The 26,762-nt window shown below is 72.1% G+C and carries 23 protein-coding genes; 14 read left to right on the top strand and 9 right to left on the bottom strand.

Features of this window, described 5'->3' with window-relative positions:
- The first annotated feature begins 17 nt into the window (after window positions 1-17).
- On the top strand, window positions 18-1,448 hold the full coding sequence (locus ABD332_RS14435; RefSeq protein ID WP_344502374.1) for a condensation domain-containing protein: 1,431 nt from the start codon (window positions 18-20) through the stop codon (window positions 1,446-1,448).
- Here ABD332_RS14435 and ABD332_RS14440 read toward each other — a convergent pair.
- Window positions 1,427-2,206, bottom strand: coding sequence for a methyltransferase domain-containing protein (locus ABD332_RS14440; RefSeq protein WP_344502375.1), 780 nt, complete (start codon window positions 2,204-2,206; stop codon window positions 1,427-1,429). The genes ABD332_RS14435 and ABD332_RS14440 overlap by 22 nt on opposite strands.
- A 101-nt stretch (window positions 2,207-2,307) precedes the next feature.
- Here ABD332_RS14440 and ABD332_RS14445 point away from each other — a divergent pair, with 101 nt between their 5' ends.
- Together ABD332_RS14445 and ABD332_RS14450 are read left to right on the top strand one after the other, a co-directional pair.
- Complete coding sequence (locus tag ABD332_RS14445; RefSeq protein WP_344502376.1) at window positions 2,308-3,054, top strand: MBL fold metallo-hydrolase; 747 nt, start codon at window positions 2,308-2,310, stop codon at window positions 3,052-3,054.
- A complete protein-coding gene (locus ABD332_RS14450; RefSeq protein ID WP_344502377.1) occupies window positions 3,051-3,641 on the top strand; it encodes a DedA family protein in 591 nt (196 codons plus the stop codon). Before ABD332_RS14445 ends, ABD332_RS14450 begins: the two co-directional genes overlap by 4 nt.
- Window positions 3,642-3,983: 342 nt before the next feature.
- Here ABD332_RS14450 and ABD332_RS14455 read toward each other — a convergent pair whose 3' ends face one another.
- Window positions 3,984-6,260, bottom strand: coding sequence for an alkaline phosphatase family protein (locus ABD332_RS14455; protein ID WP_344502378.1), 2,277 nt, complete (start codon window positions 6,258-6,260; stop codon window positions 3,984-3,986).
- Between the two features lie 461 nt (window positions 6,261-6,721).
- On the opposite strand from ABD332_RS14455, the gene ABD332_RS14460 reads away from it, so the two are divergent.
- From ABD332_RS14460 to ABD332_RS14470, 3 genes are all read left to right on the top strand, one after another.
- Window positions 6,722-8,266, top strand: a complete 1,545-nt coding sequence (locus ABD332_RS14460; protein ID WP_344502379.1) for a CYTH and CHAD domain-containing protein — start codon at window positions 6,722-6,724, stop codon at window positions 8,264-8,266.
- A 119-nt stretch (window positions 8,267-8,385) separates the two neighbouring features.
- A complete protein-coding gene (locus ABD332_RS14465) occupies window positions 8,386-9,387 on the top strand; it encodes a DNA topoisomerase IB (protein ID WP_344502380.1) in 1,002 nt (333 codons plus the stop codon).
- 12 nt (window positions 9,388-9,399) lie between these two features.
- The gene (locus ABD332_RS14470) at window positions 9,400-10,800 is read left to right on the top strand and encodes an FAD-binding oxidoreductase (RefSeq protein WP_344502381.1); all 1,401 of its coding nucleotides are present in this window, start codon (window positions 9,400-9,402) and stop codon (window positions 10,798-10,800) included.
- Here the strand turns inward: ABD332_RS14470 and ABD332_RS14475 are convergent.
- Window positions 10,787-12,124 carry a condensation domain-containing protein gene (locus ABD332_RS14475; RefSeq protein WP_344502382.1) on the bottom strand — a complete coding sequence of 446 codons (1,338 nt, stop codon included), beginning with the start codon at window positions 12,122-12,124 and terminating at the stop codon, window positions 10,787-10,789. The two genes, ABD332_RS14470 and ABD332_RS14475, sit on opposite strands and share 14 nt — an antisense overlap.
- Before the next feature lie 3 nt (window positions 12,125-12,127).
- Window positions 12,128-13,522: a condensation domain-containing protein gene (locus ABD332_RS14480; RefSeq protein ID WP_344502383.1), complete on the bottom strand. Its 1,395-nt coding sequence runs from the start codon at window positions 13,520-13,522 to the stop codon at window positions 12,128-12,130.
- 890 nt (window positions 13,523-14,412) lie between these two features.
- Between ABD332_RS14480 and ABD332_RS14485 the strand changes: the two genes are divergently transcribed.
- Window positions 14,413-15,669 carry a condensation domain-containing protein gene (locus tag ABD332_RS14485; protein WP_344502385.1) on the top strand — a complete coding sequence of 419 codons (1,257 nt, stop codon included), beginning with the start codon at window positions 14,413-14,415 and terminating at the stop codon, window positions 15,667-15,669.
- Between the two features lie 58 nt (window positions 15,670-15,727).
- On the opposite strand, the gene ABD332_RS14490 is transcribed toward ABD332_RS14485, so the two are convergent.
- From ABD332_RS14490 to ABD332_RS14510, 5 genes are read right to left on the bottom strand one after another with little or no spacing between them, the layout of a single operon-like run.
- On the bottom strand, window positions 15,728-16,681 hold the full coding sequence (locus ABD332_RS14490; protein WP_344502387.1) for an ATP-binding cassette domain-containing protein: 954 nt from the start codon (window positions 16,679-16,681) through the stop codon (window positions 15,728-15,730).
- 12 nt (window positions 16,682-16,693) lie between these two features.
- On the bottom strand, window positions 16,694-17,458 hold the full coding sequence (locus ABD332_RS14495) for an ABC transporter permease (protein ID WP_344502388.1): 765 nt from the start codon (window positions 17,456-17,458) through the stop codon (window positions 16,694-16,696).
- Between the two features lie 14 nt (window positions 17,459-17,472).
- Window positions 17,473-18,666: a glycosyltransferase gene (locus tag ABD332_RS14500; RefSeq protein ID WP_344502389.1), complete on the bottom strand. Its 1,194-nt coding sequence runs from the start codon at window positions 18,664-18,666 to the stop codon at window positions 17,473-17,475.
- A complete protein-coding gene (locus tag ABD332_RS14505) occupies window positions 18,663-18,917 on the bottom strand; it encodes an acyl carrier protein (RefSeq protein ID WP_344502390.1) in 255 nt (84 codons plus the stop codon). Before ABD332_RS14505 ends, ABD332_RS14500 begins: the two co-directional genes overlap by 4 nt.
- A gap of 5 nt (window positions 18,918-18,922) precedes the next feature.
- Complete coding sequence (locus ABD332_RS14510) at window positions 18,923-19,831, bottom strand: methyltransferase domain-containing protein (protein ID WP_344502391.1); 909 nt, start codon at window positions 19,829-19,831, stop codon at window positions 18,923-18,925.
- A gap of 703 nt (window positions 19,832-20,534) precedes the next feature.
- Here ABD332_RS14510 and ABD332_RS14515 point away from each other — a divergent pair.
- The 7 genes from ABD332_RS14515 (at window position 20,535) to hppD (ending at window position 26,750) form a co-directional block, all read left to right on the top strand.
- Window positions 20,535-22,064: a class I adenylate-forming enzyme family protein gene (locus tag ABD332_RS14515; RefSeq protein ID WP_344502392.1), complete on the top strand. Its 1,530-nt coding sequence runs from the start codon at window positions 20,535-20,537 to the stop codon at window positions 22,062-22,064.
- Window positions 22,061-22,339 carry an acyl carrier protein gene (locus ABD332_RS14520; protein ID WP_344502394.1) on the top strand — a complete coding sequence of 93 codons (279 nt, stop codon included), beginning with the start codon at window positions 22,061-22,063 and terminating at the stop codon, window positions 22,337-22,339. Before ABD332_RS14515 ends, ABD332_RS14520 begins: the two co-directional genes overlap by 4 nt.
- 38 nt (window positions 22,340-22,377) lie before the next feature.
- Window positions 22,378-22,581: a phosphopantetheine-binding protein gene (locus tag ABD332_RS14525; protein WP_344502797.1), complete on the top strand. Its 204-nt coding sequence runs from the start codon at window positions 22,378-22,380 to the stop codon at window positions 22,579-22,581.
- A gap of 8 nt (window positions 22,582-22,589) precedes the next feature.
- Window positions 22,590-23,750: a beta-ketoacyl synthase N-terminal-like domain-containing protein gene (locus tag ABD332_RS14530; protein ID WP_344502395.1), complete on the top strand. Its 1,161-nt coding sequence runs from the start codon at window positions 22,590-22,592 to the stop codon at window positions 23,748-23,750.
- Window positions 23,751-23,836: 86 nt separating this feature from the next.
- Window positions 23,837-24,349 carry a beta-ketoacyl synthase N-terminal-like domain-containing protein gene (locus ABD332_RS14535; protein WP_344502798.1) on the top strand — a complete coding sequence of 171 codons (513 nt, stop codon included), beginning with the start codon at window positions 23,837-23,839 and terminating at the stop codon, window positions 24,347-24,349.
- Window positions 24,346-25,596, top strand: a complete 1,251-nt coding sequence (locus tag ABD332_RS14540) for a beta-ketoacyl-[acyl-carrier-protein] synthase family protein (protein WP_344502396.1) — start codon at window positions 24,346-24,348, stop codon at window positions 25,594-25,596. Before ABD332_RS14535 ends, ABD332_RS14540 begins: the two co-directional genes overlap by 4 nt.
- A 59-nt stretch (window positions 25,597-25,655) precedes the next feature.
- Window positions 25,656-26,750 (top strand): 4-hydroxyphenylpyruvate dioxygenase, encoded by a 1,095-nt coding sequence (hppD, locus tag ABD332_RS14545; RefSeq protein ID WP_344502397.1) that lies wholly within the window; start codon window positions 25,656-25,658, stop codon window positions 26,748-26,750.
- Window positions 26,751-26,762: the final 12 nt, after the last annotated feature.

Below are 26,762 nucleotides of genomic sequence, written 5' to 3' on the forward strand. Positions count from 1 at the left end.
CTTGATTGGGGGCGGTCGTGGTTTCCTACATCCAGGTCTCCTTCGAGGGTGCCGGTGCCGGCACCGGCGGGCTCGCCTGGGGGCAGCAGCAGGTATGGCGGGCGATCGTCGAGGTCGGCGCCTCCATGAGCATGGGCGGTGCCGTGCCGGTCACCGACGGCCGCACCGTCGAGGACATCGCCGCCGAGCTGCGGTTCCTCATGAGCCGCTACGCGGCGCTGCGCTCCCGGCTGGTCTTCACCGAGCCGTGGCACGCCACCTCGGTCGACGCCTGCCACCTGGTCCAGCAGGAGATCGCGGCGGAGGGCACGGCGGCGCTGGAGGTGCACGACGCCGGACCGGACGAGGACCCCGCCGAGATCGCCGGCGCGCTGTTCGCCGAGTGGAAGGCCCGGAACTTCGACTACGCGCACGAGTGGCCGATCCGGGAGGCCGTGGTGCGCCAGGACGGCGCCGTCACGCACGTGGTCGTGCAGATCAGCCACCTCGTCGCCGACGGCAGCGCGCTCGGGACGATGATCCGTTCACTGTTCTCGCGGGAGTCGCCGTACACGGCGATGCAGCCCCTCGACCTCGTCGCGGCGCAGCGCTCGTCGTCCCGGACGACCGACACCGCGATGCGCTACTGGGAGGCGGCCCTGCGCCAGCTCCCGCCGAGGCGCCTACCGGCCGCCGTGGACCGTGGGGAGCCCCGGTGGCGGCAGGTCGTGTGGCGTTCGACCGCGCTGCTGCTGGCCTCGCGGCGGGCCGCCGCGCTGCTCGGCACCGACACCGGCTCGGTGCTGCTGGCCGCCTACGCGGTGGCGTGCCACGAGGTCACCGGCCAGCGCGCGCCGTTCGCCACGCAGGTCATCGTCAGCAACCGCTTCCGGCCCGGGCTGGCCGACGTCATCAGCCCGCTCGCCCAGAACGGGCTCGCGGTGCTCGACGTCGCCGGCCTGGCCCCGCGCGAGGTGGTGGACCAGGCCCGGCGCGCCTTCCTCAACGCGTCGAAACACGCCTACTACGACCCCGCCGCCCGGCTGGCCCTCTTCGACCGGCGCGGCGGCGTCGACCTCGCGGTCTTCTACAACGACCGGCGGGTCGGCATCCTCGAGGCACAAGGCCCCCTGGCCGAGGTGCCGGCCGCGGCGGAAGTCGAGGCGGCGCGGCCGCTCACCGCGCTGGTGTCGGAGCGGCCGCTGCCGTTCTTCAACGAGCAGCTGATGGTGAACGTCGACGACGTCGTGGACACGGTGCAGCTCACCGTCGAGGTCGACACCCACCACCTGGCGATGGCGGACCTGCACAGGCTCCTGCTGGCGATGGAGGCCTTCGCCGTCGCCGCCGCGCTGGACCAGGCCGGCGCGCCGGATGAGACGGCGGCACTGGATCAGCCGGCGGTGCTCGAGCAGGCCGGCGCGCTCGGTCAGGCGGCGGCGCTCGATCAGGCGGTGGCCTCGACGTAGATGCTCTCGTCGTTGCGCAGGACCTGGTCGAGGTCGGCGACGTCCTGGCGGGCGCCCTCGCGGTAGGCACGCACCGCGATGCCCTCCGGGTCGAAGCCGGCCGTGGTCAGCACGTACTGGAGCTCTTCGAGGTCGTAGATCCAGCGGTGCCCGTACACGTAGAACAGCTGGTTGAACATGAACGCGCCGCGCGGCGGCATCTTCGGCGCGACCCCGGTCAGCGCCCGGTCGACCCGGCGGCGGTGCTTGCCGAAGAAGCCGTCGCCGTTGACGTAGCTCTGCGCGTAGATCTTCAGGTCGGGCGTGGTGATCCGGACGAACCCGCCCGGCTTGAGCACCCGCTTGACCTCCTTCAGCCACGCGATGCCGACCTTCATCGACACGTGCTCGATGAGGTGCTCCGCGTACACCCAGTCCACGGCGTCGTCGACGATGGGCAGCGGCTGGGAGATGTCCATCTCCGCGAAGTACGCCGAGCCGTCGACCCGGTAGATGTTCCCCCGCTCGGAGGTGAGCTCCGGGCTGCTGACCGCCACCAGGTCGGTGCCGAGCGCCTGCGGGTGGTCCGTCTTGAACGCGGCGAACTCGATGCCGGTGATGCCCAGCTGCTCCAGCTGCTCCCGGGTGATGAGGTCCGTTTTGAGCAGCAGCTCCAGCTTCTCGCACTTGCCGAGGTCAGCGGTGAACGAGTCGACCACCGCCTCGATCCCCTGCGGGTCTTCCCAGTCCCAGGCTAAGGCCGCTGCATCGGTTGACATCGTCTCGTGGTCCCTCCACAGAAAAGTTGATTGATCTAAACATGTCGTGCTGTGGCCTACAAGCAGCGGAGCGTGACACCCCGTCGGGCAAGATTGGCACCATGAACATCACCTGGTGGGGGCATGCGACGGTGGCGGTGACCGACCGCGGCACCACGATCCTGACCGACCCGGTGCTGCGCAACCGGCTGGCACACCTGCAGCGCCGGCGCGGCCCCCGGCCCGTCCTCGACACGGCGCCGGACGCGGTCGTCATCTCCCACCTGCACGGCGACCACTGCGACCTGCCGTCCCTGCGCATGCTGCCGCGCTCCACGCGCATCGTGGCCCCGCGCGGCGCCGGCGCCTTCCTGCGCTCCCGCCTGCGGCGGGAGATCCTTGAGATCGCCGACGGCGAGTCCGTCGAGGTCGGCTCCCTGCGCGTCCGCGCGGTGCCGGCCGCGCACGACGGCCGCCGTAACCCTTCGTCCCGCATCCGGGCGGCCGCCCTCGGCTACGTCTTCGAAGGCACCCGCACCGCCTGGTTCGGCGGCGACACCGGGCTGTTCGACGACATGAAGTCCTTCGGTCCGCTGGATCTGGCGCTGGTACCGGTGTGGGGCTGGGGCTGGACCCTCGGCGCCGGCCACCTCGACCCGGCGGGCGCGGCCGAGGCGATGCGCATCATCAAACCGGCGCAGGCCGTCCCGATCCACTGGGGCACCCTCTGGCCCGTCGGCTGCGGCCGCGTCCGCCCCGACCGCTTCCACCGCCCCGGCGACGAGTTCGCCGCGCTGACCGCCACCGCCGCCCCGAAGACCGACGTGCACGTCCTGGCCCCCGGCGAGTCCCTCACGGTGACCGCGTGACCACCTTCGGGGCCCTGCTCGCGGCCCTCGCCGGCCTCTTCGCGGTCGTCGCCGCCGGCTCGACGGTCCCGATCCTGCCGACGGGCGCCGCCGTCAGCGCGACCGCCGTCGTCGCCGCGCACCGTTGCCCCCTGGCGGTGCTGCTCGTCGTCTGCGCGGGGGCCGCCGGCGCCTACTGCGGCGACGCCGGCACCTACGCCATCTGCCGCGCCGGCGGCGAGGCACTGACCCGCCGGCTGCGCATCCTGCGCCAGCCGCTGCACCTCGCCGAAACCGTCAAGCGGCGGCTCACCGAAAGCCCGGTGAGCGCGCTCCTCGTCTCCCGCCTGGTCCCCGGCGGCCGCATCCCGGTCCTGCTCACCGCCGCCATCGTCGGCCTCTCCTGGCGCCGCTTCGCCACGGCGAACGTGGCCGCCTGCGCCCTGTGGTCCGCCACGTACGCCGCGATCGGCCTCCTCGGCCGCAGCGTCTTCCCGCAACCCTGGCAGGGCGTGGTGGCCGCCCTGGTCATCGCCCTCGGCGCCACCCAGCTGGCCAGCTGGCTCCGCCACCGCCGCGACCGCCACCAGAGGCGCCTTGACGCCTGAGCGAAGGCGGTAGACTACGGACAGCAAGAAGCCGAAGATCGATTTCTATCGGTGGGGTAAGGTGCAGCAAGCGGCCCGGCACCACCGCCGACCTCCACCACGAACCAGCCCCGCCCACCCCGACCTGCCGTTCAGCGGACCGACCCGAGCGCAACCAGCGACGCCCCACGACCCGCGCGCGCGATGACCTGCGCGCGATGGAGCCTACGGCCCGCATGCGCGATGGAGCTCACGGCCTGCGCGCGGTGCAGCGCCCAGCGCGCGATGCAGGCAAGCCCGACGAGGCGACGCATGCGGGCCGGAGTCTGGTCGAGCCCGGAAGCCCCGCCCAGCCGCGGCCCTTCAGTCCAAGATCTCGGCCGCGTGTAACGAGCGGCCGGTGTCGCGGGGCTCGGGAAGCGGGTGCCCGCCGTCGGCGGCGTGAGTCGCAGCCTTGTTTTCCGCGGCCTCGTTGGCAGGGGCTCCGGTAGCGGCCTCGTTGGCAGGGCCGGTGGTAGCGGCCTCGTTGGCAGGGCCGGTGGTAGCGGCCTCGTTGGCAGGGGCGACGGTAGCAGCCTTGATGTCCGCGGCCTCGTTGGCGGGTGCGGCGGTAGCGGCGGCGTGAGTGGAGGCGTCGGGGGCGGGGGTTGTGCGCAGGCCGAGGTCGGTGAGCCACTGGACCAGCTGGCGGTGGACTGCGGCGGGGCCGGTCGGGGTGGGGGCCGGGGTGGACCAGCCGGCCGGGTGGACGAGGACGGCCTCCGTCTGCCAGCCGCCGATGCCGCCGTGGGAGCCGACGAGCTCCTCGAAGGCGGCGACCTCGTCGGTGCCGGGGTCGACGCGGCTGATCAGGACCAGGTCGCCGACGTTGGTCATGGCCTGGTGGGTGAGGAGGTCGCGGGCGGCGTGGGGGCCGTACGGCAGGAGGGGGTCGGTGCCGTCGACGTGGCCGTCGCGGAGGCGGTGGCGGCCGGCGGGGCCGAAGGCGACCGGGCCGTCGACCGCTGACAGGCCGACGACGAGGCCGATGCCGGGGTGCTCGGCGAGGCCCTGGATGAGGGCGGGGCGGGCCACGCCGATGTCCTCGACGGTGGCGCGGCCGGGGTGTTCGGTGAGGTAGAGCATGGCCAGGTTGCCGGAGGCGACGGTGACGACCGGCGCGGGCGGTGGCGGAGGGGTCGTGCGGTCGGGCTTGCCGGCGACGGCGAGCAGCAGGTTGTGCGCGCGGGCACGCTCGTCGTCGTTCGGGTCCGGGGTGGAGGCGGCCACGTGGCCGGCGATGGAAGCGACGACTTGTTCGAGGGTCTGGCCGTACCGCTGGGAGAAGGTCGCGCCCTGGCTCTGGCCGTGATCGGAGAGGACGACGATCTCGTAGCGGCGGCCGGCGACCTGGGCGAGGCGGTGCAGGGTGCCCAGGACCCGGTCGAGGCCTTCCAGGGTCTGCATCGCTTCGGGGCGCAGCGGGCCGGCGTGGTGGGCGACCTCGTCGTAGTCGACGAAGTCGCAGAAGATGGCGGGGGCGCCGCGGGTCATCTGCTCGGCGATGAGGGAGACGTTGAGGTCGCGGAGCAGGACGTTCGTGACGGCCCTGAGCGCCACGTAGGCGCCCGTGCGCGGCACGCGGGGGTAGACGTTGCGGAAACGCTGCCGGCGGGCCTGCTGGATCTCCTTGAGCATCTCGCCGACGGACAGGACGATCGCGCGGGCGAAGCCGTACGGGCTGGCGACGAACGCCAGGTAGCCGCGGGCGGTGCGGCCCGGCAGGCCCGCGTTGCTGAAGGTGAGCAGGCTGGTCGGGGCGTCGCCGGAGAAGACGTTGCTGATGCTGGCGCCGCCGTCGGCGAGCAGGCCGCGGCCGGTCGAGATGCGGGCCTCGACGTCCGCGGCGTCCTTGGGGCGGTTGGTGACGACCAGCCGTCCGGTGGCTTTCTCGTACCAGCGGAACGCCGGCACCTCGGATTCGCTGCCGTGCAGGATGCCGGCCTGGCTCGCCGGGGTCGTCGCGGGCAGGCCGGTGTGCCAGGGGACGAGGGCGTGGGTGCCGGTGCGCAGCCACTTGCCGAGGTTGGGCAGGTTGCCGGCCTTCACGGCCCACGACAGCAGGGGCGCGGACAGGCCGTCGAGCTGCACGAACAGCACCCCGGGCTCGGTGGCGCGGTGGTCCTGGTTGCGCCGCACCATCTGGCGCAGCGTCTGGCCGAGGAACACGTCGTCGCTGCCGGCGTCGGCGAGCCAGTTCACGAGGGCGGTGAGGACGGCGGCGGTCCAGCTGGCGACCCACGCGTCGATGACGCTGCCGACGGAGACGCCCTCGGCGACCTGCAACGCGGTGAACATCACCGCGGTCTGCAGCAGCACCCCGACGAGCAGGACGCCGAGCCCGCCGACGACGACGGCGACGCCGAAGAGCACGAGCCGCATGAGGGTGCCGATGAGAGCGAGCAGCACGGCGAGCTCCACCAGCGCCCAGGGGCCGCCGGTCGCGGTGACGCCGGGCAGCAGCCAGAACGTGACGGCGAGGACGACGACGGAGGTCACGCCGCTGCGCAGCAGCGACTTGCCCCACGCGACGGTGAGCCGCCAGTCGCGCAGCATCCGCCCGGCGAAACGGACCCGCTGCCCGATCACGGACGACGTCACAACGCGCACCAGCCAGCTCACTCGACCTAGGTTACGTCCCGTCGATTGCGCGGAATTCGCAACGAAACACCTCAGGCCGGGTAGGCTCATGCCGGCGGGTGAAGGCCGGGTGACCTGCGCCACCACGTACCTGACCCACGACACACCCGCGCCCACACCGCACCGACCCGGGCCCACAACGCACTGTCGCCCCCACACCGGGTGACGGTGCGAGGGCGACACAGAGCGGGCGAGTTACTTCTTCTTGCCCTTCTTGTCCTTCTTCTTGTCCTTCTTCGACTTCTTCGCCATGGGTGCACTCCTCTCCGTGGGAAGCGCGTCCGCGGACCGGAGTGGCCCGAAAACCTTGCGCTGCCAACACCGTAGCGGCCAAACCTGCGAACCGACAGGGTCTGCGCCATCTTTTCTTGGCTTCCTGTTTACGTTTTCGCCACACGGAGTTCTGTCGATAGGCTTGGAACATGGCCGAAAAGCTTGAGGTGGAACGGAAGTACGAGCTGCCCGACGACTTCGCGATGCCCTCGATGATCGGAATCGCTGATGTGGCCACGGTTACAGCTCCCGACGATCAACGTCTGGACGCGACCTACTACGACACCGCGGGGCTGCGCCTCACTTCCAGCAAGGTGACGCTGCGCCGCCGCAGTGGGGGTAACGACGCCGGCTGGCACCTCAAACGGCCGTCCGGCGGGGAGCGCAGCGAGCTCCAGGTGCCCGCGACGGCCAAGCAGCGCACGCCTCCGGCCGAGGTCGCGGCGCAGATCCGGGCGCTGACGAGGGGCGAGCCGCTGCGCCCGGTCGCGCGCATCCGCACGCACCGCGTCGAGCAGGGCCTGCGGACCGCGGACGGCACCACGATCGCGCTCGTCGCCGACGACACCGTCGCCACCGAGTCGCTCGTCGGTGCCGGGGTCGCGCAGCGCTGGCGGGAGCTGGAGGTCGAGCTGGTCGACGGCTCACCCGAGGACCTCGCCCGCATCGACGAGGCGCTGCGCGCGGCCGGCGCCCGCCCGTCGGCGTCGCCGTCGAAGCTGTCCCGCGCGCTCGGCCCCGACCACCCGGCGCCCGCCACCGGGTCCCGCGTGAAGAGCGCCGGACGGCGCGCGGTCGTCGACTACGTCCGCGCCCAGCGCGACGCCGTCGTCGCCCTCGACCCGGAGGCCCGCGCCGGCGACGCCGAAGCGGTGCACAAGATGCGGGTCGCGACGCGGCGGCTGCGCTCGACGCTGCGCACGTTCGCGCCGCTGATGGACGCCTCGGAGGGCGACCTGGACCGGCTGCACGACGAGATCAAGTGGCTGACCGGGCTGCTCGGCGAGGTCCGCGACAGTGACGTCATGGCGCAGCGCCTCGCCGAGCTGCTCGCCGCCGAGCCGCCGGAGCTGGTCGTCGGGCCGGTGGCGGCGCGGATCGCCCAGCTGCTCGCGGCCCGGACCGCGCAGGCACGCCGGCGGCTGATCGCCGGGCTGGACAGCCAGCGGTACATCACCCTCCTCAACGACCTGGACGCGCTGGTCGCGGCCGTCGGCGGCCCCGGCAGGGTCGCGAAGCGGGAGCTGCGGCACCTCGCGCGCCGGGCGGTCCGCCGCGCCGACCGCCGCCTGACCGCCGCCGTGAACACGCCCGAGACCACCGCCGGGGCCGTGGGCGGCACCGCACCCCCGCCGGGGCGCCTCCGCGACGAACGGCTGCACGAGGCGCGGAAGGCGTACAAGCGCGCCCGGTACGCCGCCGAGCTCGCCACCCCCGTCGCCGGCAAGCCCGCGGCGAAGCTGGCCGACCGGCTCACCGACCTGCAGGACGTGCTCGGCGCCCACCAGGACGCCAACGTGACCGCCGACCTCCTCCGCGAGTACGGCATGCACGCCTTCGGCGAGCGGGAGAACGCGTTCACGTACGGGCTGCTGCACGCCCGTCAGGCCGAGCACGGCCGGATCGCCCTCGCCCAGCTCCCCCGCGCCCGCCGCCGCGCCACCCGCCGGAAGGTGCGCGACTGGCTCTCGTAACAGCGACCAGCACTCGCAGCAGCAGCGACCGACACGAACCGCAGCGGCCGGCAGCGAGCGGCGGCCGGCAGCGAGCGGCGGCCGGCAGCGAGCGGCAAAGTGGGGAACGAGGGTGAGGCATGCGGCTGCGGCGCACCACACCCGGCAAGGGCGGCTACCGGAGGAAGGGCCGGGGCCGCGGCTTCACCTACCACCGCGCCGACGGCACGGCCCTGACCGACCCGGCGGAGCTGGCCAGGATCAAGGCCCTCGCGGTCCCGCCGGCCTGGAAGGGCGTCTGGGTCAGCGACGACCCCCGCGGCCACCTCCAGGCCGTCGGCACCGACGCGGCCGGCCGCCGCCAGTACCGCTACCACGACGTGTGGCGTGCCAAGCGCGACGCGGCGAAGTTCGACCACGTCCTCGAGGTCGGCGCGCGCCTGCCGGCGATCCGTGACCGGGTCGCCGCGGACCTGCGCGGGCGGGGGCTCGGCCGGGAGAAGGTGCTCGCCGCCGCGGTGCGGCTGCTGGACGTCGGCCGCTTCCGGATCGGCGGGGAGGCGTACGCGGCCGGCGAGGCTGGCACGTTCGGGCTGGCGACCCTGCTGCGCGAGCACGTCGCGCTGCCCCGCGGCGCGGTCCGGTTCCGCTACCCGGCGAAGGGCGGCATCGAACGGTCCGTCGACGTCGCCGACGCGGACGTCCGGGCCGTCGTCAAGAAGCTCATGGAGCGCGAGTGCGAGTGCAAGCGCGAGCGCGAGCCGGACGACGGCGGGCTGCTGGCCTACCGCGACGGGCGGCGATGGGTCGGCGTGCGCAGCGGCGACATCAACGACTACCTGCGCGACATCGGCAGGACCGAGATCTCGGCGAAGGACTTCCGGACCTGGCACGGCACGGTCCTCGCGGCGCGGCTGCTCGCGCGGGAGCCGAAGGTCACCGGGCGGGCCGTGCCGAGGGTGATGCGGGAGGTGTCGGAGTTCCTCGGCAACACACCGGCCGTCACCAGGGCGTCCTATGTGGACCCGCGGGTCGTGGACCTGTACGGCGACGGCATCACGATCCCGGGGCGGGCGGCGAGCGACCAGGCACTCGGCGAGGTGGCCGCCCTGCGGCTGCTTGCCGACGAATCGGGTCGATGACAAGATCTGCGGGTGCGTCTCGATCTTGCGCGACTTCGCGACAGCTTCCACGGCACCCTGGTGACCCCCTACGACCACGGCTACGAGGCCGCGCGGGTCCTGTTCAACACCCGTGTGCGGACCCGACCGGCGCTGATCGCGCAGTGCGCGGACGCCGGCGACGTCGCCGCGGCGATCGCGTTCGCCCGGGAGCAGGGGCTGCCCCTGGCCGTCCGCGGCGGCGGGCACCACGCCACGGGGCTGTCGCTGGTTGAGGGCGGTGTCGTCGTCGACGTCGGCGGCCTGCGGTCGGTCAGCCTCGACGCGGAGGCGCGCACGGTGACGGTCGGCCCCGGCGTGGGCTGGCGCGACATCGACAAGGTCACCTACGTCGAGCACTCGTTCACCGGCGACGACGGCCTCGAGTACGGGCTCGCCGGGCCCGGCGGCGAGTGCCCGACCGTCAGCAACGCCGGCTACAGCCTCGGCGGCGGCTACGGCCCGCTCGGCCGCACGTACGGGCTGGGCTGCGACCACATCGTCGCCGCGGAGGTCGTCGACGCGTCCGGGACGGTCCTGCGGGTCACCGAGGACGAGCACCCGGACCTGTTCTGGGCCCTGCGGGGCGCCGGCGGCGCGGGCTTCGGGGTGGTGACGTCGCTGACGTACCGGCTGAACCCGCTGCCGAAGACGGTCGTCGGCGGTGTCGTGGCGTGGCCGGTCGACCGGGCCGAGGAGGTGTTCCGCGCCTACCGCGACCTGTACGCCGAACGCAACGACGACCGGCTCGCGTTCTGCCTGCTGCTGACCACCGAGCCGTACCCGGACGGTGAGCAGGTCGTCGTCATGTACGGCCTGTATGTCGGGCCGCCCGCGGAGGCGGCGGAGGCGCTCAAGCCGATCGAGGCGCTCGGCGAGCCGCTGTTCAGCTCCATCGGCGAGACCTCGTACTTCGACCTCATGCAGGGCATGGGCGAGGAGATCGTGTACGGGCTGCAGTCGAAGTGGCTCGGCGGCTACTTCACGGCCGACGGGTTCGACGAGCCGGCGTTCGCGACGATCCTGGACAACTTCCGGCGGGTGCCGTCGGGCTACTCGATGGTCCGTTTCGACCTGCTCGGCGGCGGCGAGATCGGCCGGGTCACCCCGGACGCGACCGCGTTCGTGCACCGGGCGCCGCTGCACTACATCTCCGTCATCGCGCAGTGGCAGCGCGACGAGGACACGGACCGCAACGTGGCGTGGATCGACGGGTTCCTCGAGCGGCTCTCCCCGCACCTGACCGGCGAGGTGTACCAGAACTACGCCAGCCGGGACCTGACCGACTGGGCCGGCGCCTACTACGGTGCGAACTACCCGCGCCTGCAGCAGGTGAAGCTGCGCTACGACCCCGAGGACGTGTTCTCGACGCCGCAGTCGATCAAGCTGCCGTGACGGGTGGCGGGTTGAGCGCCGCGCCGACGGCGGCGGCCTCGATGCCGCGGGCGCAGGCCTCGACCTGCGCCGGGGAGAGCCGGTGCGTGTCGGCCCAGATCGCGAGGCCGATCGCGTCCTGCTCCTCTTCTACCTGCAGGTCGACCTGCAGGTAGAAGGTGCCGTCGTAGGTCGGCAGCCGGCGGTCCCAGCGCAGCGTGGTGCGCGGCAGCGCGGCCCGGATCCGCTCGGCCGTCGGGGGGACCTCCGGCACCGCGCCGGCCGGGCCGCGGCGGTCGTTGACGAAGCACGAGACGTCGACCGGCTCGCCGCGGGCGGTGGCGATCCGGTCGAGCATCGCCCGGTGCTCGGCGGGGTCGAAGTAGCCGTGCAGGTAGGCGCTCGTCGCGGACCGCCACACCCGCCGCGCCACCGTGTCCAGGTCGCCGCCGGTCTCGATGACGCAGATGCCGGGCTGGGTGAGGTGGCAGACGGCGTCGGCGAAGCCGGGGCGGAAGCGGTTGCTGACGAGCACTTGCGCGACGCTCGGCGTGCGGCCGGTGACCTCCGCCAGGGCGACGCCGTAGGCGGCGAGCAGGACGTGTCCCGTTTCGACGCCGGTACGGCACGCGACGACCTGCAGCGCCAGGTGCAGCGCCGGTGAGTGGCAGACCAGCTCCCAGAAGCGGGGCGTGCGCGGGTCGTTGGACCAGCCGAAGCGTTCCGCCGGCAGGTCCCGCAGCGACGCCTCCCAGTGCCGCAGGGACTTCGCGCTGTGCCGGCGCTCGGCGGGCAGCGCCTGGCGGTGCGCGAGCTCGAGCGCGCGCACCCCGGTGACGGGCTCGTCCAGGTTCGGCAGGTCGCGGACCAGGGCGTCGATGCCGAACCCGTCGACGGCGAGGTGGGAGTACTGCACGACGAGGTGGCTCGGCACGCCGCCGGTCGTCACCACACCCCACCGGACGGGGAACTCGCGCGCGAGGTCGAACGGGGTGAACTCGTACCGGCTGCGCAACGCCTCGGCCGTCGCCTCCGCGTCATCGGGTGGCGACGCGACGACCTCCAGGTCGACCGTGCCCGATGCGCGGACGGTCTGCCGCGGCTCGTCGCCGTCGAGGTCGAACAGGGTGCGCAGCGCCTGGTGACGGCCGACGAGGCGGCCCAGGGTGGCGGCGAGTCCGTCCACGGTGGTGTCCGGGGCGAGGGCGACGGTGCCGCCGATGTTCAACGTCCGGCCGGTGCGCCGCATCGTCTGCCAGATCTCCTGCTGGCCCCAGGTCAGTGGCCCGGTGCCGGCGCCGGCGCCGTGGAAGGCGACGGCGGTCCGCGATGTGGCGACGTGCATCGGCTACTCCTGAGGCTCGTCCTGAGACTCGTCCCGAGACTCGTCCTGTTGCTCGTCCTCGAGCGCGGCGGCGACCACCAGTTCCTCGATCCCCCGCAGAATCGCCACCAGATCGTCCGGCGCCACCCGCCGGGTGTCAACGCGCAGGCCGATGTCGACCGTGTCGGGCACGGGATTGATCAGGAAGAACACCGTCGCCGCGGGATCGTCGTTGTTCGAGCCCCACCGCAGTCGGCTTCTGGACAGCGCCTCGTTGATGTCTTGCGGGCTCGCCTGCGGCAGGACCTCGGCGACGGCCATGGTCCGCCGCCGGTCGTTGAAGTAGGACTGCAGGTCGAGGGCCTCGCCGCGCTCCTGCCCCACCCGGGCGATCATGTCCCACAGGTCGCGGGGGTCGTAGTAGGCGTGCATGCCGGCGGTCAGCTGCGCCTTCCAGACGCGGGCGACGAGATCGTCGAAACTTACATCCGCGGTGTCCACGACGCACAGGGCGCTCTGCGCCAGGCCGGCGACGGACTCCTTGAAGCCGGGCCGGAAGCGGTTGCTCACCAGCATCCGCACCACGGTGGTCGGGTCGCCCGACACCCGCGCCAGCATGAGGATGTACGCGGCGAGCAGGATCGTGCTGCTGTGCGCCTTGGTCCGCTCGGCGATGCGGCCCAGCGCGAGGTAGGCGGCGGGCGAGGAGTAGCTGGCCTCCCAGTACCGCGGCGACGGCGGCTCCTCGACCGCCGGGAAGCGCTGGGCCGCGATCTCGCGCAGCTGCTTCTCCCAGTGCCGCAGCGACGCGGTGTGCTGCCGCCGGGCCGAGCCCGCCCGCTGCTGGCGGGCCAGGTCTGCGGGCTGGACGCCGGCGACCGGGACGAGGTGCTCGCCGGTGGCCCGGTCCAGGTTCGGCAGGTCGTTGATGATGGCCTCGATGCCGTAGGCGTCGATCGCCATGTGGGAGTACAGCGCGACGAACCACGCCGGGGTCCCGTCGCGGCACACGACCCCGACGCGCACCGGCCAGTCCTCGGCGTTGTCGAACGGCGCGTCGCGGTACGCGGCGTCGAGGGCCTCGGCGACGTCGGCCGGGTCGTCCTGCCCCGCGTCGACGATCTCCATGAACAGCTCGCCGGTGTCCGCCAGCACCTGCCGGGGCAGGCCGTCCTCGCCGATGTGGTACCGGGTGCGCAGGGATTGATGCCGGCTCATGAGGAACGCGATCTCCATGACGATCTGATCGATCGTCTGGCCGTCGAGCAACGGCATCGTGCCGCCGGCCCAGTCGACCCGGCCACCGCCGAGCTCCATGGATCGCCATGCAGCCCATTGACCCCAGGTCAATTCCTCGACACCCGATCCCGCACCCTCGAAGTGCACGGGAATCCGCTGCGCCGTTGCAGTCTCCGCCATGATCTCTCGCCTCGCGATCGTCGATGTACGCGCAGGCCACATCGGCCCCTGACTGCGTGGCGGCCGGCCGGCGACGCCTGCGCCGTGCCGACCGGCCGCCACAACAGGATTAGAGCCGAGCGTTCCGGAGCTGGGCACTGTTGCCACGCAGCTGAGCAGCCTTCATTTCGCACCTCCCTCGCCAGGTCACTGGAGAGTGCTCGAAAGGGACCACCTGCACGTTGTCAGGATCCCGACCTGTTCGGACCCGCACGATCCCGCGGGCCCACCCTGCAAGCACTGCTTCGAAGCCTATCGGCTGTCTTCTACCTGACGAAAGAGGCGAATATTGATCTCATCCAATCAATGCCTGAAGGTCCGAATTTTAACGATCGTTATGTCCGATTTTCGCGGAAGCGCCCGGGAGATACGAAACGCATTGAAAATTTCCAAAGCGGTAACGTGAACGGTTGACACGATCCACAGTCGGGGTGATGCTTCTGGCGGTCATAGACTTCGGTCGTTCAAAATGACCGCAGGCACTTCCGCTGATTCGTCGTGAAGGCGACGGAGGTGGTGTGCTCTGCCATTCCATATCGCACTGTGATGTGCCAAACGATATGAGGAGGTGAACTTCATGCGCGTTGTCTCCAGCCGCGTCGTCTCCAGCCGCGTCGTCTCCAGCCGGGTTGTCTCCAGCCGGGTCGTCTCCAGCCGCGTCGTGTCGGGTGGCTGATCCAGCCCTCCGCATCAGATGACACAGCACCACAGCACCGAATGAGGAAAGGGAGCCCGCGCCGGTCAGGGCGGGACGGCACCCGACGGGCATGGGCGCCGCCCCGGCCCCACCGGGCGGGCTCCCCCCACGAAAGCGATCGACCACCGCAACGAGCACCATCTGGAGGCACATCGTGTCCGGCGACGAGACGTTCCCAGCAACCGTCGGGCAGCTGTCCGTCTGGCGCGACATCGAGCGGTTCCCACCCGACCGGCTGTGGGAGGCCAACCTGTCCTTCGTCTGGGACCTGCCCGAGGGCGACTGGACGCAGGAGCAGGTCTGGGCCGCGCTCGGCGCGGTCGCCATGCGCCACGCCTCGATGCGCACCACCTACGTCGTCGACCCCGAGGGCTTCCCCCGGCAGCGGATCGCCGCGCACACCGCCGAGGAGGTCCTCGCGCAGGTCAGGCAGGGCACCGCCGACGTCGCCGAGCGCGAGGAGAAGGACGCCGCGGAGATCCGCCGCGCCATCGACGCGCTCTCCGAGCTGCCCTGGCGGGCGTGGATCCTCCTGGAGGGGGACGCGCCGCGGCAGGTGCTGGTCGTGGTCAACCACATGGCCGCCGACGGCGTCGCCTCGGTCGTGCTGCGCGAGGACTTCGAGACCATCCTCGGCGGCACCGACCTGCCGGCGGCGCCCGGCCCCCTCGAGCTGGCCCTCAACCAGACCGGCGAGGGCAGCGGCCGGCTGCGCAACGCCGAGCGGTACTGGCGGCGCACCCTCGCCGCGGCGCCCCGGCGGCACGAGACCGGCGAGCTCGACCCCGTCGGCGCGGTGCTGCAGACCGGCATCCCGATGCCGCAGGCGCACGAGGCGATGGCGAAGTTCGAGGTCACCCTCGCCAGCCTGATCCTCGCCGCGTACTACCGCGGCATCCAGGCCGCGACCGGCGAGCAGGAGGTGCTGCTCTTCCCGATGTCGGCCAACCGCTTCGACGAGCAGCACGCCAGGGTCGTGACCAGCCTCAACCAGTGGGCGCCGCTGCTGCTGGACCTCGACGCGGCCGAGCCGTTCACCGAGATCCTGCCGAAGGTGCACTGGAAGGCGTTCAACGCGCTGAAGAACGGCGTCTGCTCACCGGACGCGATCTGGCAGATCCGCGACGAGCACGCCAAGCTCGACCCGCCGGCGGACCGCGGGTTCTACTACAACCCGATGCTCGCCCCGCCCGGCTTCCCGTCCGACGACCACCTCGTCGCGCCGAAGATCGACTTCTTCGACCACGGCCGCACCACCGGGCCCGGCTTCTACCTCATCGTGCGGGGCCTGACCTCGCTCAACCTGATGTTCCGGGTGAACCGGTCCGGCTTCGACCGCGACTCGGTGAACACCGTGATGACCACCATGCAGGACTGCTTCGCGCAGACGCTCGGCGGCGACCGGTTCTGAGAACGCCGAAAAGGGGGCGCGACCTGAAGGTCGCGCCCCCTTCTCATGCCCGGGCGGATCAGTCGCGCAGCGACCGTCCGGTCTTGGTGAGGAAGACGTCGTCGAGGGTCGGCCGGTGCAGCTCGATCGTCTCGAGCTTGATGCCGGCGCCCTCCAGGGTCCGCATGATCTGCGGGATCGCCGAGTCGCCGGACTCGACGTTGAGCCGCAGCTCGTTGTCCTCGCGGACCTCGACACCGTTGGCGAACGGCTGCTTGCCGAGCAGCTCACCGGCCCGCTCGGCCTCGTCACCGACGACCACGGTCACGACGTCGCCGGAGATCTCCCGCTTCAGGTCCGCGGGGGTACCCTCGGCGACGATCTCGCCGTGGTCGATGATCGCGATGCGGTCGCACAGCGCGTCGGCCTCGTCGAGGTAGTGCGTGGTGATGAAGACCGTCATGCCCTCGGCCCGCAGCCGGCGGATCTCGTCCCACATGTGCGCGCGGCTCTGCGGGTCGAGGCCCGACGTGGGCTCGTCCAGGAACAGCACCTGCGGCTGGTGGATGATGCCCATCGCGATGTCGACGCGGCGGCGCTGGCCACCGGAGTAGGTCTTGCACTTGCGGTCGGCGAACTCGGTGAGCTCGAACGCGGCCAGGGCCGCCTCCGCGCGCTTCTCCGCCTCGGCCTTGCTAATGCCGTACATGCGGGCCTGGAGCACGATCTCCTCGCGGCCGCTGACGTCGTCGGTGGTGCCGCCGCCCTGGGCCACGAAGCCGATGACGCGCCGCACGGCCTCGGGCTCGGCGCGCAGGTTCGCCCCGGCGATCGTCGCCTCGCCGTCGTCGGGGGAGATCAGGGTCGCGAGCATCCGCAGCGTGGTGGTCTTGCCGGCGCCGTTCGGGCCGAGGAAGCCGAAGATCTCGCCCTGCGCGACGTCCAGGTCGATGCCCTTGACCGCCTCGACGCTGCTCGCCTTCTTGCCCCGGCCGGACTTGTAGACCTTCTTCAACCCTTTGATCTTGATCATGAGAGTGCTCCCTTACCGGACCGAGCGCGAGAATGTGCGGGCCGACCAGATCACGGCGATCACCATGAGGCCGGCGGTGATGGCGATGCTCTGCCAGATGGCCGGGTCGCTGGTGTGCCCGATGAACAGCGCCCGCAGCCCCTTGGCGGCCCAGTTGAACGGGTTGAAGTCGGCGACCGTGCGCAGCCACAGCGGCGCGAGCGCGAGGGGCAGCAGGGTGCCGGACAGCAGCATCAGCGGCTGGGCGATGTTGTTGACGACCTGGCCGAGCACGCTGGGGTTGGCGACGCGGATCGCGATGCCGTAGGAGATCGACGCCGACGACAGCGCGCACAGGGCGAGGATCGCGTAGCCGAGCAGCAGGCTGCCGATGTTGACGAACACACCGAACGGCAGGGACAGGATCGTGATGATCATCGACTGGACGATGACGGTGACGACGTCGCGCAGCGACCGGCCCAGCAGCAGCGCGACCCGGCTGACCGTGGTCACCCGGGACCGCTCGATGACGCCGTTGGCGAGATCGCCGAGCAGCCCGAAGCCGACGTACAGGCCACCGGCCAGGGCCAGGGCGATCAGCATGCCGGGCACGTAGATCTTGTACGCGTCGCTCATCGAGTTGGCGCCGACCGACGCGAGCGCCGGCTTGAGCAGCGGCGCGAACAGGATCAGGTAGACCGCAGGCTGGGCCACGCCGAGGACGACCCACAACGGCGAACGGAGCATCAGCAGCATGTGCCGCTGGAAGATCAACCAGGTGTCACGCAGGAGTTTCACGCGCTTGCTCGCTTTCAGACGTGGTGCTTGAGGGGGAGGAGCCCGGAGCTGCCGGGAGGGCGTAACAACTGGATCAGGGCCGTCGCAGCGGCCTCGGCGCCACCGCCGGCGAGCAGGCGCTTGCCCGTCACCCGCGCCGCCTCGGCGTAGCGGGGGTCGTCGAGCAGGTCGAGCAGCGCGGCGCGCAGCGCTTCGGGCCGGGCGTGGTCGATGGAGACCCGCAGCCCGGCGCCGGCCCGCGCCACCGCCGAGGCCATGAGCGCCTGGTCGCCCTTGATCGGGGCGACGAGCAGCGGCACGCCGTGCACGAGGGACTCGTTGACGGTGTTGGCGCCGCCGTGACTGACCACCGCGTGCAGGTGCGGCAGCAGGTCCAGCACCGGCACGGGCCGGCGTACCAGCACGTGGTCCGGCTCACCGGTGATGGTGCCCTGCGGGGCCACGACGACCGCCTGCAGCCGCTCGCCGAGCGGCTCGATCGCGGCCAGGATGCGCGGGTAGAAGTGCGCGGCCTGGTCCATGTTGAGCGTGCCCATGGTGACCAGCACGTGCTGGCGGTCCGGGTCGAGCCAGTCGAACGGGAAGTCCGGGTCGGGCGCGCGCTCCGCGAGGGACGGGCCGACGGTGACGGTGTTCGGCGGCAGCTGCGACGGGTCGTCGAGGAGGTCCTCGCCGAGGAAGCTGATCAGCAGGTCCGGGGAGAACCGCAGGTCCCACGGCGGGTCGCCGTCGCGGCCGGCGACGGTCCACGCCTCCCGCATCCGCTCCTGGATCCACGCCTCGACCTGTGGCAGCCCGCGGGCGAACGGCCTGGTCAGCTCCATCGCGCTGGACGCGACAGTGGCCCACGGCAGGCCGAAGCGGTGCGCGACGATCGGCCCGGCGATCGCGTGCTGGTCGACGACCAGCAGGTCCGGACGGAACGCCTCGACGGCCGCCTCGACGCCTTTGCGGGTGTACTTGGTGTGCGGCAGGATGTAGCCCTCCCACCGCGAGCGGGTCGCGTCGAGGCCGCGCTCGGCCTGGCCGCGGTGGGCCCGCAGCGGGATCGGGTGGATCACCGCGTCGGGCCCGGCGAGGGGTCGCAGGAACGACTCCGACCCCGCCCACAGCACCTCGTGCCCCCGGCTGAGCAGCACCTTCGCCACCGCGACCATCGGGTTCACGTGGCCGGTCAGCGGCAGGCTCAGGAACAGGAACCGGCTCATGCGGCAGTCAGCTCCGCGAGGTCCGCGACGGTGAGGTCGATGAGCTGTTGCAGGTCGAGGCCGCCGATGTACGAGGGGAGGTCCACGCCGTACACGTCGCGCATCCGCGCACCGAGCTCAACGATCTCCAGGCTGTCGATGAACAGGTCCGTGTCCACGCGGGTGGACGGGGTCACGCCGGCCGCCCAGTCCTCGTCCTCGCCGGTCACCTGGCGCAGCAGTTCGACGATCTCCTGGTGGGACGCGGCCACGACGATCAGTCCTCTGCCGCGGGCCTCGTGGCGCGCACGGCGCCGTAGGTCACCGCGCCGGTCTCGAAGCCCTTGAGCATCAGCGGGCCGGCGTAGAAGAAGCCGAGCACGTCGACGCCCCGGTCCCGGGCCAGGTCACGCATCATCGACCGGCCGTTGTCGAGCTCCTTGACCTGGGCGAACCCGGGCTCCCAGGAGTTGGCGACGTTGGCGCTCCAGTCGACGATCGCGATGTCGGCGAACCCGGCCGCGGCGGCCAGCCGCTCGTGCTCCTCAAGGGAGGAGAAGCTGGGCATGACCTGGTGGCGCAGGATCTGGTCGACGACCCGCGTTTCCTCGGCGGTGAGCTCGCCGTCGCGGACCGACCAGGTGGCGATCGCGACGAGGCCGCCGGGCTTCAGCACCCGCCGGACCTCGGCGAAGAACGCCTCCCGGTCCGCGATGTGCATGAGGCTCTCGACGGCCCAGACCACGTCGAACGACGCGTCCGGATAGTCGTTGGCCATGAAGTCGCACTGGCGGAAGTTGGTCCGCTCACCGAGGCCCAGCTCCGCGGCCTTCTCGTTGGCGCGGGCGGCCTGCGCGGCGCTGAGGGTGACCCCCTCGACGGTGCAGCCCAGGGGCCCGGCCAGGTGCATCGCCGGCCCGCCGATGCCGCAGCCGACGTCCAGGACGCGGGCGCCGGCCGGGATGCCGGCGAAGTCGACCAGCTCCCGCACCAGGCGGTCGGTCGCGGTGTGCCGGTCGTCGTCGTTGCCGGGGCGCTCGCCGATGTCCCAGAAGCCGTGGTGCACGTGCTGGCCCCACAGGTCCTCGTACAGGTCCAGGGTGGTGTCGTAATACCGCTCGACGGCGGCGTTCAGCCCGGGCCCGGCCGGTGCGGACGGGTATGCGGAACTGGCATTTGCTTTCACAGTCGCAAATCTCCGAATGGGATCACCAGCTATGGGGCGTTCCTGGATAGGCACGCACGGAGCCCGGCCATTGTATGGGCGGCGCGCCGACGGTTGTCAATGCACGTTACATCGTCCGGGACGGGCCGTGGCCTGGCCTGTCGGAGATCGCGCAGGAGGAGCCTCATCATGCCGCCATACATGGGGAATCGGTATATCGGCCCGACCAGACGTGGACGCGGGTCAATCGTGGCGTTTACGCACCGTAGCGCACTGCAATGGGCGGGAGGCGAGTGTTCTCAGGTTAGATACCGGTTGTATCCGGTGCGCTGCCAGTTGCGCGTAATGCCCTTTTTGGCACCGGCTGGGTGTCCCCCCAACCCAGATTGACCTGGGGGTTCCGTAAAACGCGTCCATGACCTGCCCGAATGAAGAACGTATCGAAGCAAACGATTCTTAGTGGACGTAGGCGTGGCAGAACGGACAAACAGCGGCACAGTCGGGTTGTGCACTCTTGTAAAACGGCTTTGATTGCGTAAGGTCTATGGCTAGTCGGGGTGACTATTTCCTGCGCATTGTGTCCGGGCGTGATTCGTGCCGGTGACCGCAGGCCTGCTCCCGGCTCTCGCCAGTGTGTTCAATCGGGGGCTGCACACGCTGATCGCCGGCCAACGCGGGCCGACCGGTCGGCGACGCGGCCGCGCGCGGAGAAAGGGGTTCGCCGGTGACCGACGCCGTGCTCGAAACCCAGCCCGCCCCGCTCGACCCGTCGTGGGTCGACGAGGTGCTGCTGGCCGGCCCCGCCGACCAGGTCGCGTTGGTCTTCGACACCCCCGTCACCCGCGCGGACCTGCGCGCGCTGGTCGCCGCCAAGCAGTCCGTGCTCGCCGCCGCCGGCCTCGGCGCCGGCGGGTCCGTCGCGCTGTCCCTCGCCCCGTCGCTCGCGTTCGTCACGAACCTCCTCGCCGCCTGGCGTCTCGGCGCCCGGGCCGCCCTGCTGGACCACCGGCTCACCCCGTACGAGACGGACAACGCCCTGCAGCGGCTGGCACCGCAGGTCGTCGTCAGCGCCAAGCACGTCACCGGCGGACCGCTGCGCGGCTTCGTCGAGATCGAGGAGCGGGTCGCCACCTACCCCGGGCGGCCCGCCGACACCACGCACGCGCTCATCCAGCTCAGCTCCGGCTCGACCGGCCCGTCGAAGGTCATCGCCCGCACCGCGGCGAACCTCGTCGAGGAGATCGAACGTTATGTGAAGATCGGCGCGGGGGTGCCGCAGGGCGGCGAGCGGATCGTCTCGCTCGCGTCCATGGTGCACGTGCTCGGTCTGGTCGGCGGCCTGCTCTACGGCCTGCACGCCGGCGCTCAGCTCGTGGTGCCGGCGCGGATGACCGCCGACGGCATCCTGTCCGCCGTCGCCGCCGGGCCCGAGCCCACCACCCTGCTCGGCGTCCCCTTCCACATCGAGCTGCTCTCCTCGGTGCAGACACCGCCCAGGCTCCCCCAGCTGACCGGCATGACCACCGGCGGGGAACTGGTCCGTGCCGAGGTCTACGCCGGCTTCGTCGACCGCTACGACATCCGGCTCGGCAACATGTACGGCATGACCGAGGTCGGGGTCATCGCCACCGACCTGTTCGGCGAGCACCGCCCTTCCCTCACCCCCGCACCCGGTCTCACCGTCCGTGAAGAGGCCGGCGAGCTGCTCGTGTCGCTGCCCGCGTCGCCGTACCTCGGCCTCGTCGACCCCGCCCGCTGGGCCGACGGCTGGCTGCACACCAAGGACGCCGGCAGCGTCGACGAGGCCACCGGCAGGCTGCGCATCCACGGCCGGCGCGACTCCCAGGTCTCCGTCGGCGGCCTCAAGGTCGACCTGACCGAGGTCGAGCACACGCTTGCCGCGCTGCCCGGCGTCGCCAGCGCCGTCGTGACCCACGACAAGGCGATCGAGGCGTACGTGATGCTGCGCGACGGCGTCACCGCGGCGCAGGTCCAGGACCGGCTCGCCGAGCGCCTCGCCGGCTTCAAGCGCCCGCGCGTGCTGAAGGTCGTGGAGCAGCTGCCCCGGACCGCCACCGGCAAGCTCGTCCGGGACCGTGCCGCGCTGCTGGCCGCCTCGGCCCCGGCGGCGGCCGCCGCACCGGGCTCGACCGCGGGCGCCATCCCGGCGCAGCGGGTGGGAACAGACGTGACCGATGGCGCGACCGACCCGGTCGCGCCGGCACCTGTCAAGGAAGGGAACCACGCACGATGAGCGAGACGACCGACCAGGAGATCCGCCAGTTCCTGCTGGACTCGTTGACCGAGATGAACTACAGCGTCGAGGACATCGACGACGACACCGCGCTCGGCCCGGCCGGCGCCGACCTCGAGTCGCTGTCGCTCGCCGAGCTCGCCGTCCGCGTCGAGGACCGCTTCGGCGTGCGCTTCGACGACGACGAGGCGGAGAAGCTGGCCGGGATGACCGTCGGCGAGTTCATCGCCGCCGTCGCCGAGCGCCGGTCCGCCGCTGCCACGGCGGGCAGCTGAGCGTGGCCGCTGCACCAACCCGCGACGACGTCGTGGCGATGCTCGCCACGTACGGCGACCGATCGCCCGCTGACGTCGCCGAGGGGATCGACTCCCTGGAGCTCGCCTGGCTCGTCCACCAGCTCGAACAGCACTACGGCGTGCCGCTCGACCTCGATGACGACGCCCTCGCCCGCATGTCGACGGTGAGCGGGACGCTCGAGGTCCTCCAGGAACTGAAGGTCGAGACGGGTTCACGATGACCGCCACCATGACCGTTCGGCGCGGTCCGGGTGAGGTGGTGCTGACCGGTGCGGCCGTGCTCAGCGCGTTCGGCCGGGGCATGACCGCCCTGGCCGACGGCCTGGACGCCGGCACGCCGGCGTTCCAGCCGGTCGACCGCTTCGACGTGACGGGACGGCGGGTCGGGGTGGCCGCGGCCATGCCCGGCTCCCCCGTCCTCACCGACGAGCTGATGCGCGTCGTCGACGAGGCCTGTGACGAGGCCAAGCTCAGCACGGCCGAGCGGGCGGGCGCACCGCTCTTCCTCGCCCTGCACGGCGATCCGGCCCTCGCCAGGGTGGCCGAGGCCGACCGCCGCCGGCACAGCAGCACCGCGTTCACCGCCGCGCTCGCCGGCGGCACCGGGCTCGCCGGGGACCTGCCGCTGGGAGCGGGGATCCGGGCGTACACCTCGGCGTGCGTCGCGGCGAGCACGGCGGTCGCGGACGCGGCGGCGGCGATCGCCCGCGGCGAGCTCGACCGCATCGTGGTGGCCGGTGGGTACCTCGTGGACGCCGATCAGTTCTCCCTCTTCGACGCGGGCCGTGCACTGTCCACTGACGGACAGGTCCGCCCGTTCAGCGACGGACGCCGGGGCCTGCTGCTCGGCGACGGTGCCGGCGCGGTCGTCGTGGAGTCCGCCGCGGCGGCCCGCGAGCGTGGCGTGCCGGCGCTCGCCCGCCTCGCCGGCTGGGGACGGGCCGGCGACGCGTACCACCCGTGCCAGCCGCACCCGGAGGGCCACGGGCTCGCCCGTGCGATCACCGCCGCGCTGCAGCGGGCCGGGATCGGCGCGGGTGACCTCGGCTACGTCAACGCGCACGGCTCGGGCACCGCGCAGAGCGACGCCGCGGAGGCCACGGCGCTGCGCACCGCGCTCGGCGAGCACGCCGCGACCGTGCCGGTCTCCTCGACGAAGTCGCTGCACGGCCAGGCCCTGGAGGCGTCCGGGGTCCTCGAGCTGATCGTCACCCTGCACGCGCTACGCACCGGCCGGCTGCCGGTCAACGCGGGGTTCCTCGCCGCCGACGAGCACTGCCCGCTGAACCTGGTCCTCGACGGGTTCACCGCGGCGACCCCGTCCTACGCCCTGTCGCTGAACGCCGCGTTCGGCGGCGCCAACACCGCGCTCCTGGTCGGATCGGCATGAGCGAACTGATTCTGGATCCGACGGAGCACGAGCAGGGGCTCGGCACGGCGGAGCTGTTCGTCGAGGAGATCCCGCCGCTGACCGCCCTGGCCACCCGCGCCGGGCTGGACGTCGTCGCCGCCGCCGACTGGCCGGAGCCGGGCGACGAGGAGCTGCCGAAGCTCGCCGGGTTCGTCCACTCGTCGTTCAACCCGCTGGTCGCCGCCACCGCCGGCCGCTGCCTGCAGCGCCGCGCGGAGAGCGCTCCACCGGCGGTGACGGCGATCGTGCTCGTCACCTCGACCGGCGACGCGGCCAGCGCGGCCCACGTCGCGGGCGCGGTCGACGCCGGCGGCCGGATCGGGCCGCTGTTCTTCTTCCAGTCGGTGCCCAACGCCGTCGCCGGGCACGTCGCCGCGAAGTGGGGCCTGACCGGCCCGGTCGTGTGCGTCGACAGCACCGACGCCGGGCTGGACGTGGCCCGGCTGCTGCTCGCCGACGGCGACGCTGGCGAGGTCCTCGTCGTCCTCCTCGAACAGGCCACCGTGCCCGAGGCCATCACCGGAACCAGCCACGACACCGCGTCCGCGGTCGTCGTGGTCGAAAGGGGTACAGCATGAGCAGATCCGTTGCGGTGACCGGGATCGGGCTCGTCACCCCCGTCGGGCGCACGGGCGCCGAGGTCTTCGACGCGATGTGCGAGGGCCGGTCCGGGCTCGTGCGGCCCCCCGCCGACCATCCCCTCGCCGGGTCCGCCGACGTCGCCGCGTTCTCGCCGCCGATCGACCCGACATCGGTCCTGCCGGCGCCGGAGACCCGCGTCGTCGACCGGTACATCATCATGGCGATGGCCGCCGCCGAGCAGGCCCTCGCGGACGCCGGCATCGAGGTGGGGCGCGACGTCGACCCGTTCCGGATCGCCATCATCCTGTCCGGCACCGGCGGCCTGGCGACCCTCGACGCGCAGGCGGTGCTGCGCTCGCAGAAGGGCCGCCTCGGCGTCAGCCCCTACCTGCTGCCCGGGATGCTGCCGAACATGGGCGCGGCCCGGGTCGCGATGCGCCACGGCATCCAGGGATACAGCTCATCCATCGGCACCGCGTGCGCCGCCGGCGCCCAGTCGATCGGCGAGGCGGTGCGGCTGCTGCGCGCCGGCGAGGCCGACGTCGTCGTCGCCGGCTGCAGCGAGGCGCCGCTCTTCCCGACCCTCGCCGACACGTTCGGCAACGCCCGGGCGCTCGCCCGGGGCTGGGACGACCCGACCGCCGCGAGCCGCCCGTTCGACCGGCGGCGCAACGGGCTCGTCCTCGGCGAGGGCGCCGGGGTCTTCGTCGTCGAACGCGCCGAGCACGCCGAGGCGCGCCGGGCCCGCCGGTACGCCGACATCGTCGGCTGGGGCGCCACCAACGACGCGCACCACCCCACCACCCCGCGCCCCGACGGGTCGGCCGCCGCCGCCTGCATGAGCCGGGCCGTCGCCGACGCCGGGATCTCACCCGGGGACGTCGGCTACGTCAACGCGCACGGCACCAGCACCAAGCTCGGCGACGTGGCCGAGTCGACCGCGATCCGCGCGGTCTTCGGTGCCGATGCCCCGCCGGTCAGCTCGACGAAGGGCGTGACCGGCCACATGCTCGGCGCCTCCGGGGTGGTGGAGGCCGCGGTGTCGGTCCACGCCATGCTCCGCGGGCTGCTCCCGCCGACGCACAACCTGGACGAGCCGGATCCCGCCTGCGACCTGGACCACCTCCGCGAACCCCGCCCCGCGCAGGTGACCCATGTCCTGTCCAACTCCTTCGGCTTCGGTGGCCACAACGTGAGCCTCATCTTCGGCCGGCCGGAGTCCGCCTGGACACGCACGGCGTGACGCCAGCGCGTCACAGACCCCTGGGAACGACCGATCAGAACCCGAAAGGGAAGCAGGCCATGCAGATCCTCGACACCGACCACATCGAGATGTTCGTCGGCGACGCGCGCCAGGCGGCGCATCAGCTGTGCGAGACGTACGGCTTCCACGTCTACGGCCACGGCGGCCCCGAAACCGGCCTCACGGGTCAGCGCAGCGTGCTGCTGGGGCAGCGCGACATCCGGATCCTGCTCACCTCCGGCCTCAGCGGCGAACACCGGGCGAGCCGGTACGTGGCCCGCCACGGCGACGGTGTCGCCGTGATCGCGTTCGGCTGCGCCGACGTGGAGACGGCGTTCGCCGAGGCGGTCGCCGCCGGCGCCACCCCGATCCAGCCGCCGCAGCGGCTTGAGCAGGACGGTTCGACGGTCGTGACCGCGGAGGTGTCCGGCTTCGGCGACGTGACGCACCGGCTCGTGCAGCGCACCCCCGGCGACGGCGCCTTCCTGCCCGGGGCGGTCGACATGACCGGCGCGCCCGCGGCGCCGACGGACGCGGACCTGCTGTACACCATCGACCACGCCGCGATCTGCCTGCAGGCCGGCGAGCTCGACGAGACGGTCCAGTACTACGAGCGCGTCTTCGGCTTCACCATGATCTTCCAGGAGTACATCGAGGTCGGCGAGCAGGGCATGCAGTCGAAGGTGGTGCAGAGCCCGTCGGGCGGCGTCACGTTCACGCTGATCCAGCCGGACCTGAGCCGCCGCGCCGGCCAGATCGACGACTTCCTGTCGTGGCACGAGGGCGCCGGCGTGCAGCACATCGCCTACAGCACCAACGACATCGTGCACGCGGTGCGCGCGTACAGCGCCAAGGGCGTCGAGTTCGCGCAGACGCCGGCGAGCTACTACGACGTGCTCGAGTCCCGCCTCGGCGCCGTCGACGTGCCCGTGGACCAGCTACGGCCGCTCGGCATCCTCGTCGACCGGGACCACTGGGGGCAGATGTACCAGATCTTCGCCAAGTCGACGCACATCCGCCGCACCTACTTCCTCGAGCTCATCGACCGGCACGGCGCCCGGACGTTCGGCACCAGCAACATCCCCGCGCTGTACGCGGCCAAGGAGCGCGAGCTCGCCGCGGTACGCGACACCACAGACGGCCTGCGCAGCTGACCCCTCCCCCAG

Origin of the sequence: Dactylosporangium maewongense (assembly GCF_039531485.1) — a bacterium.
In the GTDB taxonomy this organism is placed as follows: Bacteria; Actinomycetota; Actinomycetes; order Mycobacteriales; family Micromonosporaceae; genus Dactylosporangium; species Dactylosporangium maewongense.

Bases quoted from the DNA above. Each gene is read 5' to 3' on its own strand.
- ABD332_RS14440 (WP_344502375.1), bottom strand. From the start codon at position 2,206: ATGTCAACCGATGCAGCGGCCTTAGCCTGGGACTGGGAAGACCCGCAG.
- ABD332_RS14445 (WP_344502376.1), top strand. From the start codon at position 2,308: ATGAACATCACCTGGTGGGGGCATGCGACGGTGGCGGTGACCGACCGC.
- ABD332_RS14460 (WP_344502379.1), top strand. From the start codon at position 6,722: ATGGCCGAAAAGCTTGAGGTGGAACGGAAGTACGAGCTGCCCGACGAC.
- ABD332_RS14465 (WP_344502380.1), top strand. From the start codon at position 8,386: ATGCGGCTGCGGCGCACCACACCCGGCAAGGGCGGCTACCGGAGGAAG.
- ABD332_RS14475 (WP_344502382.1), bottom strand. From the start codon at position 12,124: ATGCACGTCGCCACATCGCGGACCGCCGTCGCCTTCCACGGCGCCGGC.
- ABD332_RS14480 (WP_344502383.1), bottom strand. From the start codon at position 13,522: ATGGCGGAGACTGCAACGGCGCAGCGGATTCCCGTGCACTTCGAGGGT.
- ABD332_RS14490 (WP_344502387.1), bottom strand. From the start codon at position 16,681: ATGATCAAGATCAAAGGGTTGAAGAAGGTCTACAAGTCCGGCCGGGGC.
- ABD332_RS14500 (WP_344502389.1), bottom strand. From the start codon at position 18,666: ATGAGCCGGTTCCTGTTCCTGAGCCTGCCGCTGACCGGCCACGTGAAC.
- ABD332_RS14520 (WP_344502394.1), top strand. From the start codon at position 22,061: ATGAGCGAGACGACCGACCAGGAGATCCGCCAGTTCCTGCTGGACTCG.
- ABD332_RS14525 (WP_344502797.1), top strand. From the start codon at position 22,378: ATGCTCGCCACGTACGGCGACCGATCGCCCGCTGACGTCGCCGAGGGG.
- ABD332_RS14530 (WP_344502395.1), top strand. From the start codon at position 22,590: ATGACCGTTCGGCGCGGTCCGGGTGAGGTGGTGCTGACCGGTGCGGCC.
- ABD332_RS14540 (WP_344502396.1), top strand. From the start codon at position 24,346: ATGAGCAGATCCGTTGCGGTGACCGGGATCGGGCTCGTCACCCCCGTC.
- hppD (WP_344502397.1), top strand. From the start codon at position 25,656: ATGCAGATCCTCGACACCGACCACATCGAGATGTTCGTCGGCGACGCG.